Source organism: Leisingera sp. ANG1 (assembly GCF_000203975.2).
GTDB lineage: Bacteria > Pseudomonadota > Alphaproteobacteria > Rhodobacterales > Rhodobacteraceae > Leisingera.
In genome coordinates, this window is sequence record NZ_AFCF02000005.1 from 30,563 (window position 1) to 41,925 (window position 11,363).

At 62.2% G+C, this 11,363-nt stretch carries 13 protein-coding genes; 6 read left to right on the forward strand and 7 right to left on the reverse strand.

Features of this window, described 5'->3' with window-relative positions; translation table 11 throughout:
- Nucleotides 1–533: 533 nt before the first annotated feature.
- Entirely contained in the window at nucleotides 534–1,064 is a 531-nt protein-coding gene (locus tag GC1_RS22175) for a DUF4145 domain-containing protein (RefSeq protein WP_162183411.1), read from the forward strand.
- Between the two features lie 363 nt (nucleotides 1,065–1,427).
- Here GC1_RS22175 and lepA read toward each other — a convergent pair whose 3' ends face one another.
- Nucleotides 1,428–3,242: a translation elongation factor 4 gene (lepA, locus tag GC1_RS08615; RefSeq protein WP_019296113.1), complete on the reverse strand. Its 1,815-nt coding sequence runs from the start codon at nucleotides 3,240–3,242 to the stop codon at nucleotides 1,428–1,430.
- Nucleotides 3,243–3,308: 66 nt separating this feature from the next.
- Between lepA and GC1_RS08620 the strand changes: the two genes are divergently transcribed.
- The 4 genes from GC1_RS08620 (at nucleotide 3,309) to GC1_RS08635 (ending at nucleotide 6,650) form a co-directional block, all read left to right on the forward strand.
- Nucleotides 3,309–4,646, forward strand: coding sequence for a hypothetical protein (locus GC1_RS08620; RefSeq protein ID WP_152612470.1), 1,338 nt, complete (start codon nucleotides 3,309–3,311; stop codon nucleotides 4,644–4,646).
- A 228-nt stretch (nucleotides 4,647–4,874) separates the two neighbouring features.
- Complete coding sequence (locus GC1_RS08625; protein ID WP_019296111.1) at nucleotides 4,875–5,057, forward strand: hypothetical protein; 183 nt, start codon at nucleotides 4,875–4,877, stop codon at nucleotides 5,055–5,057.
- 149 nt (nucleotides 5,058–5,206) lie between these two features.
- Nucleotides 5,207–5,518: a hypothetical protein gene (locus GC1_RS08630; RefSeq protein ID WP_019296110.1), complete on the forward strand. Its 312-nt coding sequence runs from the start codon at nucleotides 5,207–5,209 to the stop codon at nucleotides 5,516–5,518.
- Between the two features lie 166 nt (nucleotides 5,519–5,684).
- Nucleotides 5,685–6,650, forward strand: a complete 966-nt coding sequence (locus GC1_RS08635; protein WP_019296109.1) for a LysR family transcriptional regulator — start codon at nucleotides 5,685–5,687, stop codon at nucleotides 6,648–6,650.
- 1 nt (nucleotide 6,651) lies between these two features.
- Here the strand turns inward: GC1_RS08635 and GC1_RS08640 are convergent, their stop codons facing one another.
- Entirely contained in the window at nucleotides 6,652–7,089 is a 438-nt protein-coding gene (locus GC1_RS08640; protein ID WP_019296108.1) for a low molecular weight protein-tyrosine-phosphatase, read from the reverse strand.
- A gap of 49 nt (nucleotides 7,090–7,138) precedes the next feature.
- Between GC1_RS08640 and GC1_RS08645 the strand changes: the two genes are divergently transcribed.
- Nucleotides 7,139–7,837: an NAD-dependent deacylase gene (locus GC1_RS08645; RefSeq protein WP_019296107.1), complete on the forward strand. Its 699-nt coding sequence runs from the start codon at nucleotides 7,139–7,141 to the stop codon at nucleotides 7,835–7,837.
- A gap of 95 nt (nucleotides 7,838–7,932) precedes the next feature.
- Here the strand turns inward: GC1_RS08645 and GC1_RS08650 are convergent, their stop codons facing one another.
- From GC1_RS08650 to meaB, 5 genes are all read right to left on the reverse strand, one after another.
- Nucleotides 7,933–8,421: a copper chaperone PCu(A)C gene (locus GC1_RS08650; protein WP_019296106.1), complete on the reverse strand. Its 489-nt coding sequence runs from the start codon at nucleotides 8,419–8,421 to the stop codon at nucleotides 7,933–7,935.
- A gap of 54 nt (nucleotides 8,422–8,475) precedes the next feature.
- A complete protein-coding gene (locus tag GC1_RS08655) occupies nucleotides 8,476–8,811 on the reverse strand; it encodes a DUF2946 family protein (protein ID WP_237754577.1) in 336 nt (111 codons plus the stop codon).
- Nucleotides 8,812–8,962: 151 nt separating this feature from the next.
- A complete protein-coding gene (gene rpmB / locus GC1_RS08660; protein WP_019296104.1) occupies nucleotides 8,963–9,253 on the reverse strand; it encodes a 50S ribosomal protein L28 in 291 nt (96 codons plus the stop codon).
- 149 nt (nucleotides 9,254–9,402) lie between these two features.
- Nucleotides 9,403–10,206 (reverse strand): hypothetical protein, encoded by an 804-nt coding sequence (locus GC1_RS08665; protein ID WP_019296103.1) that lies wholly within the window; start codon nucleotides 10,204–10,206, stop codon nucleotides 9,403–9,405.
- A gap of 9 nt (nucleotides 10,207–10,215) precedes the next feature.
- Entirely contained in the window at nucleotides 10,216–11,193 is a 978-nt protein-coding gene (meaB, locus tag GC1_RS08670; RefSeq protein WP_019296102.1) for a methylmalonyl Co-A mutase-associated GTPase MeaB, read from the reverse strand.
- Nucleotides 11,194–11,363: the final 170 nt, after the last annotated feature.

Below are 11,363 nucleotides of genomic sequence, written 5' to 3' on the forward strand. Positions count from 1 at the left end.
GAGTGGCGCACGAATGTTTAGAGAGGAGCGGCGGTTGGCCGACATCGCAGGGCGAGCCTGCCCGCTTAAGGGACTTTGCCTGACATCAGATCAGAACGCGGAGGGCAGCGCCCGGCCCGGCGGGGTGGGGGGGCGAAGCGCCCGCGTCGTGCTGGAAGCACGCCTCCGGCATGACGGGGGGGCGGGACGGACGCTGCCCGGTCTGGCGACCGGTTAAGTGCAAAACACACACAGTACCGGCAAAACCGAACGAGCAGACCTGATTTCGGCAGTCAAACTCTCCTTGTACGGGAGCGCACAATTCGATTAGCTACCTAAGAAAGCAGAGTGTCGGCGGAACTACCCGACAACCTATGACCAAAATAAGGGCACCTTACAGAATGGCGTTTAGAATAAACTGCAGCTATTGTTCCACAACATCGATTTTCAAAGTAAAGTGCTATCACACAAAGACTTTCGACAGGCTCAACTGGCGCCCGTACTGCTTTGTCGTATGTGACAACTGCGAAAACGGATCTCTGGTTAGTTTCAATGTGAATAGCGGATATCAACATTACTACACTGATTTTGAAAAAGACTCTGTAGTTTATGATTTCTCCGAGCTTCGCGAAGCACGTTTGGTCCCCGAAAACAAGCTCACCGCTCCAGAACACCTGCCTAGCATTCTGAACGACACCTACCTAGACGCTGAATTTAACTTTTCATCCTCGCGCTGGAAAGCTGCTGCACAACTGTACCTCCAGTCTATCGAGTTTGCCTGCATTGCAGCAAAAGCACCTCACGACGAAATTGAATCTCAAAGTTTGAGCGCTCAAAGAATGGATCTCACGAAACGAATTAACATACTGTTTGATGAGGGGTTAATTACAGAAAGAATGAAGAATTGGGCACACAAGATTCGCGTACTGGGGCAATATCACAAGCACCGATACGTTGAAGCCAACGAAGATGACACAAAGGATATCCGCGAATTTTGTGAACTTTTCCTCAAGTACTTATTCACAATGCCCGGCCTGATCCAATCCAGAGAAGAACGCCTCGAAGCTCGAAAGGTTCAAAGTTGACTTTTTGCGCTCCCATTAACGACAGCGAGTCCCGGACCATTCTTACGCTTGGAACCTCCCGGTCCAGCAAACACGACGATAGCTACGAACAACCAGCAAGTACTTTCGTACTCAACTGACACGCACGGCCGTTACTTCATGTCAAACCACTAGGGCAACGCCCGCCCGTGGGGGCGGATCGGGCGCTGCCCGGCCTTTCGACCGGGCGGGAGCTTGGCAATCGCCAGAAGCAAAAAACGGGGCCGAAGCCCCGTCTTGCAACCGTTTGAATAGGTCTCGTTTCCGCCGCAGAACAGGACCGGACGGGCACGCAATTGGCTGCGCCAACCGCTTTCGCCCGCGCGCCCTCGAAAATGGTCAGCTTTAGCTGTCCATTTTGAGGGCGGAAATAAACGCCTCTTGCGGGATATCCACCTTGCCGAACTGGCGCATCTTCTTCTTACCGGCTTTCTGCTTGTCCAGCAGCTTGCGCTTCCGGGTAGCGTCGCCGCCGTAGCATTTGGCGGTCACGTCCTTGCGGAGCGCCGAGAGGGTCTCGCGGGCGATCACCTTGCCGCCGATGGCGGCCTGGATCGGGATCTTGAACATGTGGCGCGGGATCAGCTCCTTGAGCTTCTCGCACATGGCGCGGCCGCGCATCTCGGCGCGGTCGCGGTGGACCATGGTGGAGAGCGCATCGACCGGCTCGTCATTCACCAGCACCGACATCTTGACCAGGTTGTCCTGGCGGTAGCCGGTCATCTGGTAGTCGAAAGAGGCATAGCCCTTGGTCACCGATTTCAGGCGGTCGTAGAAGTCGAAGACCACCTCGTTCAGCGGCAGGTCATAGACCACCATGGCGCGGGAGCCGGCGTAGGAGAGGTCCATCTGGATGCCGCGGCGGTCCTGGCAGAGCTTCAGCACGTCGCCCAGGTATTCGTCTGGCACCAGGATGGTCGCCTTGATGCGCGGCTCCTGGATGTGGTCGACCTTGGAGGGGTCGGGCATGTCGGCGGGGTTGTGCAGCTCGATCATCTCGCCGGGCTCGTTATCCTTGCCCTTCATGTAGACGTGGTAGATCACGCTTGGTGCGGTGGTGATCAGCTCGATGTTGTATTCGCGTTCGATCCGGTCGCGGATCACCTCCAGGTGCAGCAGGCCCAGGAAGCCGCAGCGGAAGCCGAAGCCGAGGGCGGCGGAGGTTTCCATTTCGAAAGAGAAGGACGCGTCGTTCAGGGCCAGCTTGTCGATGGCGTCGCGCAGGTCCTCGAATTCAGCTGAATCCACCGGGAATAGACCGCAGAACACCACCGGCTGGGCCGGTTTGAAGCCCGGCAGGGCCTTCTCGGTGCCGTTGCGGTCGTTGGTGATGGTGTCGCCGACGCGGGTGTCGCGCACCTGCTTGATCGAGGCAGTGAGGAAGCCGATCTCGCCCGGGCCCAGTTCATCCACCACCTGCATGGCGGGGCGGAACACGCCGATGCGGTCGACATGGTGCAGGGTGTTGTTCGACATGAACTTGACCCGCATGCCCTTTTTCAGGACGCCGTCCATGATGCGGACCAGAACGATCACTCCGAGGTAGCTGTCGTACCAGCTGTCCACCAGCATCGCCTTCAGCGGCGCGTCGCGGGTGCCCTGCGGTGCCGGCAGGTGCTGGACAATGCTTTCCAGCGTTTCGCGGATGCCCTGGCCGGTCTTGGCAGAGACCTGGATGGCGCCGGTGGCGTCGATGCCGATCACATCCTCGATCTGCTCCGCCACCCGGTCGCAGTCGGAGGCCGGCAGGTCGATCTTGTTCAGGACGGGGACGATCTCATGATCCGCGTCGATGGCCTGATAGACGTTGGCCAGCGTCTGCGCCTCCACCCCTTGCGTCGAGTCCACCACCAGCAGCGAGCCTTCGACCGCGCGCATGGAGCGGGAGACCTCATAGGCAAAGTCGACGTGGCCGGGGGTGTCGATCAGGTTCAAGACATAGGTCTCGCCGTTTTGCGCGGTGTAGTCGATGCGCACGGTGTTGGCCTTGATGGTGATCCCGCGTTCGCGCTCGATGTCCATTGCGTCGAGCAGCTGCTCTTTCATATCGCGGTCCTTCACCGTTCCGGTCTCCTGGATGAGCCGGTCAGCGAGGGTGGATTTGCCATGGTCGATATGGGCGACGATGGAGAAATTGCGGATGTGAGCGAGGTCAGTCATGCTGAGGCATATGATTTGGATTCGGGGTTTGGTCAAGGTGGATTGACAAACACTAGAGGTAGCAGCTTGGACGACACCACAAAGTTCTTTAAGCGGGATGCTTGCCCTCCCGCGCAAGCGGAGGTCCTGTTCCGGCATACACTGCGCGCAGTCCCCCACTTCAACGAAGACATGCTCACAAAAGATAGTGCAAACCGCGTTTTGCGAGCACTACTCACTATTGGATCCCTCCTGCACGCCGCAGAAAAAGAAGATCTGTTACTCCGGCTCAGAGCGGCGGAAGCTCAAATTGATATTCACGATCTCACCATCGAAGATCCTGCGACTGGTGAACAGGGGACGGTGCTTGCTGACGGCAATCTAACCAGGGTTCAGCACAGTTTTATTCATTGGTTGTCATGCTTTGACGGCCGCGCCCACACGCACACGCAACAAGCACTCGAAAACTACTTGGGCGCGATAAGAAGTTCTTTCCCTAATGCACTTCTCAAATTCACTGTAGATAAGCTGATCGCCTCTGAAAGAGAACTGGATGAGGCTGATAATGGCAAAGGGCTGGCCACCCAACTACTATCACAACCATTGTATCGTGTTGGGAACGAAGAAAAAAATTCACCTTACCTGCACCGTCAGGCCTTGGCAGTTCTGAACATCTCAGGCGTATCATTCTGGCTTGATTGGTACCAAGGGTTCCTAGACGGCAAGCCTCTTGATTGGAAACTCCAACAGCAAGTTGCGATGATCGACAATGACATCTGGCAAGCGGGTTCGAAGGAAATTGATGCCGAAATTGAACGGATTAGAGCAGACTTTGCGAAGCCGCAAAACGTAAAGGACAGGTTCCCCAAACACGAACCCAAGTCCGTAAGCCACTTGTTCGAAAACCGGGTTATCGCCTCTGCAAGCCTGCAAGGCCTCGCCGCGCAAATCACTCACAGCATTGAACGCTTCCACGCGGAGACTGGCGCCAATGCGCTCCCTGAAGCGTTGGAGGCTCTGGCGGCTTTGCCTGCTTTGCTGCTGGCGGTGAATGCAACAATTCAGGCGGCCCCGCTCGACGGGGCCGTTGCGAGTGAAACGGAAGATCAGTTGCGGGCAGAGATTGGCCGCCTCAATGCGAAAGTCGCTCAGCTTGAAAACGAACTTCAGAAAGCGTGTAGCGCCAAACCCTCGGTCTTCTCCGATGCCTTCAAGAAGCAACTGGGCACAAGCCTTGGCGACTGGAAACTGTACGCGGCTCTTTGCACCGGCCTGTGGTTCGTAAGCGGAGACGCAGAAGGCACACAGCGGCGGCTGGAGAACATCTCCCTCTATCACGACATGATTTTTGGTGAGGTTTCTTCACCTTCCAAATCCGCCCCCAAACATCCAACGGCGACGACAGAAAGCACACTAGAAATCTAGCCTCCTGCCCGGCGACACCGCCGGGCAGCGCCCGAACCGCCCCCACGGGCGGGCGCTGCCCTCCGCTTTGCGGCGCGGACTTTACCCCCTTCCCTCCGCATTCCCCCGCCGAAACCCCGCAAATTCGCGCCGTTCCCTGCATAGTTCCTCAAAATGCGCTATACTGCTCCCGTACCGCGAGACGCGCGCCCCTGAGATGCGAGAGACAAGCAAAGGAGGACGATCCGCATGGATGCAATCAAAGCCGCTGAATATGCCCGCGCGCTCTACAGCGCGCATGGCGACAAGGCCGAGGCTGAGGCCGCGCAGAAGATGCGCGAGTGCGAAGAGGCCGGCAAGGACAGCGAAGCGGCAGACTGGAAAGCCGTGCGCCAGGCCGTCCGCGCCCTGCGCGGGCCGAACCAGACCTGAGCGAAACCAGCGCTGGAGGGCCGTCGACCGTGGCGCTCCAGCCGCCTTCATTCCCCGTTTACCACGATTGAAACGCAGCCCCGCATTTGCCATACTGCGGCCAGAACTGCGGGCATCAGACCCGCTTGCCAAACACGGGGCATGAGCAGATGAAAACTTTCCTGACAACCGCGCTCTGCGCCGGCTTTCTGGCCGCGCTGGCGCCTGCGGGCGCTGAGGCCGGCGCCATTGAACGCGCCTGCCGCCAGTCGGACCGCACCGCGGCCTCGCCCAGCCTTTGCAACTGCATCCAGAAGGTCGCCAACCGCAGCCTGACGGCGTCGGAGCGCAAGAAAGTCTCCAAGTGGTTTGCCGATCCGCACCAGGCCCAGGTGGTGCGCCAGTCCTCCAACCGCAGCGACGAGCGGCTGTGGCTGCGCTACAAGGCCTTTGGCGACCACGCGGCACGCAGCTGCGGCTGAGGCGGCGGCACATTCACGATTGCTGGGGGCGCCCTTCGGGGCGCCTTTTCTATTGATGCATCCGCGCTGCGGCATTTTCGCAAGGGGGAAAGACTGCGGCATTGCCACCCTTGACCCGCGCAGCCTCAAACCGCAAAGAACGGCCTAAGGTATTGGAGCAGTTGATATGTTGATCAAGGGCGTTTCCTTGCGTGGGCTGGAAGTGTTTGAGGCTTTGGCCAAGACCGGATCCGTGGCGCAAGCCGCCGAGATGACCGGGCTGAGCCAGCCAGCGGTCAGCCAGCAGATGCGCAACCTGGAAAAGGCGCTGGACAGCGAACTGATCGACCATGGCCGCCGCCCGATGGTGCTGACTGCCGCAGGGCGCAGTTTTCTGGCCCGGACAGAGGCGGTGCTGGGCGAGCTGCGGCTGGCCCAGAGCGAGCTGACGGTGATGGACCTCACCCACCTGCAGGCGCTGTCGATCGGGCTGATCGACGACTTCGACAATGACCTGACGCCTCGGCTGGCCACCATCCTGGCCGACAGCCTCACCCAGTGCCGGTTCAAGATGATCACCGCCTCCAGCCACGACGTGGTGCGGGCGATGGAAGCGCGGGAACTGCATATCGCCATTGCCGCCACTGCCGGCGGCCTGCACGAGGGGCTGGTGGAATACCCGCTGGTGCGCGATCCCTTCATCCTGGTGGCGCCGCGCGGCGCGGTCTCGGATGCGGCGCAGGCGGCAGAGCAGCTGAGCGGCCTGCCCTTCCTGCGCTATGCCCGCGAACAGCTGATTTCACAGCAGATCGAGGGGCTCCTAGGGCGCCAGAAGCTGGAGTTCGAGAACCGGTTTGAGGTCGGCTCGCATCTGGCGCTGATGGCAATGGTGGCACGACGGATCGGCTGGGCCATCACCACGCCGCTAGGGTATATGCGCGCGGGCCGGTTCCACGACCAGATCGACGCCTTCCCGCTGCCGTTCGGGGAAATGTCGCGGACAATCTCACTGTTCACCGCCGCCGACTGGGCCGACCGGGTGCCGCGCGATGTGGCCGAGACCGTGCGCCGACTGGTGCAGACCCAGATGATCGATCCGGCGGTGCAGCAGCTGCCGTTCCTGGCAGGCGGTTTCCGGGTGATTGCGGAGTAATTTACAGCGCCGCCCTAAGGCCCTTGGCGGCCTGTTCGATCAGGTCGAGGCAGCCGTCGAAGTCGCGGGTGTAATAGGGATCCGGCACGTGGCCGGCACCGGTCTCCGGCGCATAGTCCGTGAACAGGCGCACCGGGGTTTCGCTGCCAGCCGGGCGCAGGGCTTCGATGTTTTTCAGGTTACTGTCATCCATGGCGATGATCAGGTCGAAGCTCTCGAAATCGCCGCGCCGGAACTGCCGGGCGCGCAGGTCGGAGATATCCAGCCCCCGCGCCCGCGCCGCCGCCTGCATCGGGCCGTAGGGCGGCTCGCCTGCGTGGTAGGACGCAGTGCCGGCGCTGTCGGTCTCAGCCTCCGGGCAAAGCGCGCGGAACACGCCCTCCGCCGCCGGGGAGCGGCAGATGTTTCCTAGGCAGACAAACAGAATACGGGTAGGCATGGGCAAATGGCTCCTTTGAACGGGAGTAGTGATAGGAGGTTCTGCAGCGATGGAAAAGAGCGCGAAGATCGTGATCCTAACCGGCGCCGGGATTTCCGCCGAGAGCGGGCTGGGCACCTTCCGCGATGAGGGCGGTCTCTGGGCGCAGCACCGGATCGAGGATGTGGCAACGCCCGAAGGCTTTGCGCGCAATCCGGACCTGGTTCATGGCTTCTACAATGCGCGGCGCAGGCAGGCGGCGGAAGCAGCGCCCAACCCGGGCCATCAGGCGCTGGCGCGGCTGCAGCGGGAGCATCCGGGAGAAGTGGTGATTGTGACCCAGAACGTCGACGGGCTGCATGAGGCCGGCGGCGCAGACGGGGTGCTGCATATGCATGGCACGCTGGCAGGCGCGCTGTGTGCGGCCTGCAGCCACCGTTGGCCTGCACCAATGGAGATGCAGACCGGCCAGCCCTGCCCTGCCTGCGCGGCGCCTGCCGGGCGACCCGATGTGGTCTGGTTCGGTGAAATGCCGTATTTCATGGAGGAGATCTATGCCCATCTGGCCGGGGCGGATCTGTTTGCCGCCATCGGCACATCGGGCGAGGTTTACCCAGCCGCGGCCTTTGTCGATGAGGCGTATCTGGCAGGCGCCCATACGGTGGAACTGAACCTGGAGCCGTCGGCCACCGCTTCCCGCTTTGCAGAGCGCCGCTTTGGCCCGGCCAGCGGGATTGTTCCGGACTGGGTGGCTGAGCTGCTGGGCTGAGCCCAGGCGGCAAAAAGCCCGCCAAAGAGCGGGCTTTGGGCGCGAAGGAGGGCCGAAGCGCGGCCTGACGCCGCGCCGGCCCTGCCCTGCGGCGCTTAGTTCGAGTGGCCGGAGTGATCCGAATGGCCGTGGCCCTCGGCCTTGCGCTCCAGATCCACCGGCACCTCGATCTCGACCTCGCCGGCCTTTTCGAACACCAGCGTGACCTTCACCACATCGCCGTGGTTCAGCGCCTGCTTCAGGCCCATGAACATGATGTGGTCGCCGCCGCGCATCAGCATATGGGTTTCACCGGCCGGCACGGCAAAGCCTTCCTCCACATGCATCATCTTCATGACGCCGTCATCGCCTTCCTTGTGGGTGTGCAGCTGCACCTTGGCGGCCACGTCGGAACGCACGTCGATCAGCTGATCGTCGGCCTCACCCTTGTTCATGATCTCCATGAAGGCGGCACCGGCCTTGGCTGCCGGGGAAGATACCCGCGCGTATTGGTCGTGCACCATGATCATGGCATCGCCTGCAAAGGCGGAGGTGGCAAAGGCAGCAGCAGCCGCGGCTGCAAAAACAACAGACTTCAGGGACATGTTCTGTCTCCTCATAGTTGGATTTTCAAATTTCAGATAGGCTGTGTGTGAACGTCAGGCGGCTGGCGGCGCGCGGGCGCTGGCATTCAGAATATGCTGCACCGAGGCCAGTGCGGCCTGCCGGCCCGCCGAGGCTTCACTGCAGACCACAACCGGCAGTACCAGCCCCGCAGGCTGCATCACCGCGTCCAGCACATGCATCACGCAGTCGGGGCAATTGTGCGGCGGTTTGGCCGGCTGGCCGTCGCTGTCGACGTAGATTGTGACCGGGCCGGTGCCGGTGCAGATCACCATCTGGCCCGCGGCGTTACGCTCCCCCTGCCGGGCGGCGGCGCTGTGCGCCGTCAGGGCAACGGTCAGGGCCAGGAACAGCCCAAGGAATATGCGCAAGGCAGGTATCATCTGCAGGCAGATATGCCCCCAAGGCAAACCGTCTGCAAGGCGCAATCCTGCGGCAGATTGCGCAAACGCAAACACCGCGCAGGGGCAGCCCTGCGCGGTGTCTCTTAATCCGATCCGGTGAAGGGATCAGGCCAGGGAATTAAGCCTGTGCGGCTTGTGCCTTGGCGATCTCTTTCTTCACTTTCAGCGCGTTTGCCGACAGCTCTTCGTCCTTGGCTTTGGCCAGGAACGCGTCCAGGCCGCCGCGGTGGTCGACAGAGCGCAGGGCAGCTGCGGAGATGCGCAGCTTAACGCCACGGCCCAGAACTTCGGACTGCAGGGTCACGTCGTTCAGGTTGGGCAGAAAGCGGCGCTTGGTTTTGTTGTTGGCGTGGCTGACATTGTTGCCAGTCATCGGGCCTTTTCCGGTCAGTTCGCAACGGCGCGACATATCTTCATCCTTCGTTTTTTGGAGGCTCCGGCAGTCCGGCGCCAAATCACAAGGGGCGCGGCCATTGGCTGCGCCCGAAAACTGGTCCGCTGCTCTTACGCTCAACCGGCAACAGCGTCAAGTGATTCAACTCAGCTTTCTTGCCGCGCTTACTGCACCTTTTCCTGCGCCGCTTCAAGCCTCTCCAGACCGGCTTCTGCCGCCGCCCCGAGCCCCGGCCGGCCGCGCTGCCGGGCCACCCGTGCCAGCTTCTGCCAATAGGTCCGCGACAGCCTGCGCCGGCTGCGGTGCAGCTCCAATACCCGCGCCGCGTTCAGCGGGCCGTCGCGCAGCAGCGATTGCAGGTCCCAGAAGCTGCCGCCCTCGCGGATCACCTGGCTGGCCGGATGGCCGCCGCAGGACAGCCGGCACAGCTGCAGGTCCGGGAACACCGCCTGGATGAACAGCGCGTGGCTCAGGTCCATCTTGCGGAACGGATCAAACAGCACCACGCCCTGCAGCTCATGGCGGCCATAGCGCACCAGGTCGCCCAGCGCCGCATCAAAGGCCTCTGCCTCCTTGCGGCGCCGGTCATGCGGCACCACGCCCGGCGCAATTGTGTATTGCGGCGAGACGGCAATTAGGCGGTTCAGGCGCAGCGCCCCGGAGAACCGCAGCGCCCCGTAGCCGCCCATGGAAAACCCCATGGCAGAGACGTCGCCATAGCCCTTGGACAGTTCCTTCAGGCTGCGCGACAGCGCCTTGGTCTCGCTGTTGATGTACCAATCGTTGTGGCGAGGCTGGATGTGCAGATGGGCATAGCCGTGCCTGGTCATGTTCCTGACCGGGCCGCGGTCCTCGAACTCCCCGGCCACGGCAACCCGCTGGCGGAAGGTCACGAACAGCCGTTCTGCGCCTGCGTTGAACAGCGAGGCGCGCAGGCATTCGCCGTCGAAGACCCGGGTTTCCTGCATCTGCGCGGCTCAGCCCTTCAGGTGGTCCTGCAGCATCTGCTGCGCCGCCGCCGCCGGGGTCAGCGCGCCCTCGGCCACCTGCCCCGACAGCTTTGCCATCGCCGCCTGGGCGCTGGCGGTGTGCAGCCGCGCCAAGAGCGCCTGGCGCACCTCCTGGTCGAACCAGTAGCAGGACTGATCGGCGCGGCGGCGGCCCCAGTGGCCGTTTTCGCGGCGCCAGGCGGTGAGCGTTTGCATCTCTTCCCAGGCCTTGTCCAGCCCGTGCTCCTCTACCGCGGAGACCATCAGCGCCTTGGGGAAACCTTCGGGGTCCTGCGGCCGCTTGCGCAACAGGCGCAGGGCGCCGGCGTAATCGGCGCAGGTGCGGGTCGCCACTGGCTTCAAGGGTCCGTCGGCCTTGTTCACCAGGATGAGGTCGGCCATTTCCATGATGCCGCGCTTCACCCCCTGCAGCTCATCGCCGCCCGCGGGAGCCAGCAGCAGCAGGAACAGGTCGGACATTTCTGCCACCACGGTTTCCGACTGGCCGACGCCGACGGTTTCGATCAGCACCACGTCGAACCCTGCTGCCTCGCACAGGGCGACAGCTTCGCGGGAGCGGCGGGCGACGCCGCCCAGGTGGCTTTGGCTGGGGGACGGGCGGATGAAAGCGTTCTTCTCGCGGCTGAGCCGTTCCATCCGGGTCTTGTCGCCCAGGATCGACCCGCCGGACCGGGCGGAGCTGGGATCAACCGCCAGCACCGCCACCCGCAGGTCGAGCCCGGTCAGCATCATGCCGAAGCTTTCGATGAAGGTGGATTTGCCGACACCGGGCGTGCCCGACAGGCCGATGCGCAGCGACTGGCGTTTGTGCTTGGCCAGTTCCGACAGCAGCTCTTGCGCCTTGGCGCGGTGATCCTCGCGGCCGCTTTCCACCAGGGTGATGGCACGGGCCAGCGCCCGGCGGTCGCCATCGAGGATCTTCTGTGTCAGCTGTTCGGTGTCCATGCGCGTCTTCCTGATGTGTTGGGCGGACCTTGGCGCAAGCCGAGCCGCAAAGTCCAGCCCCTGCCGTCTGGCGGGCAGACTACATCAGCGCACGCCGCAGGAAAGGCGGCAAATCCGCCGCGGTTGGTTCGGTTTGCGTATTGCCGGCCGCTGCAAGGCCGCTAGACCTC

Excerpts from the sequence above, each read along its gene's own strand:
- rpmB (WP_019296104.1), bottom strand. The coding sequence starts at position 9,253 with ATGTCGCGCCGTTGCGAACTGACCGGAAAAGGCCCGATGACTGGCAAC.
- GC1_RS08645 (WP_019296107.1), top strand. The coding sequence starts at position 7,139 with ATGGAAAAGAGCGCGAAGATCGTGATCCTAACCGGCGCCGGGATTTCC.
- GC1_RS08635 (WP_019296109.1), top strand. The coding sequence starts at position 5,685 with ATGTTGATCAAGGGCGTTTCCTTGCGTGGGCTGGAAGTGTTTGAGGCT.
- meaB (WP_019296102.1), bottom strand. The coding sequence starts at position 11,193 with ATGGACACCGAACAGCTGACACAGAAGATCCTCGATGGCGACCGCCGG.
- GC1_RS08625 (WP_019296111.1), top strand. The coding sequence starts at position 4,875 with ATGGATGCAATCAAAGCCGCTGAATATGCCCGCGCGCTCTACAGCGCG.
- GC1_RS08665 (WP_019296103.1), bottom strand. The coding sequence starts at position 10,206 with ATGCAGGAAACCCGGGTCTTCGACGGCGAATGCCTGCGCGCCTCGCTG.
- lepA (WP_019296113.1), bottom strand. The coding sequence starts at position 3,242 with ATGACTGACCTCGCTCACATCCGCAATTTCTCCATCGTCGCCCATATC.
- GC1_RS08630 (WP_019296110.1), top strand. The coding sequence starts at position 5,207 with ATGAAAACTTTCCTGACAACCGCGCTCTGCGCCGGCTTTCTGGCCGCG.
- GC1_RS08640 (WP_019296108.1), bottom strand. The coding sequence starts at position 7,089 with ATGCCTACCCGTATTCTGTTTGTCTGCCTAGGAAACATCTGCCGCTCC.
- GC1_RS08650 (WP_019296106.1), bottom strand. The coding sequence starts at position 8,421 with ATGTCCCTGAAGTCTGTTGTTTTTGCAGCCGCGGCTGCTGCTGCCTTT.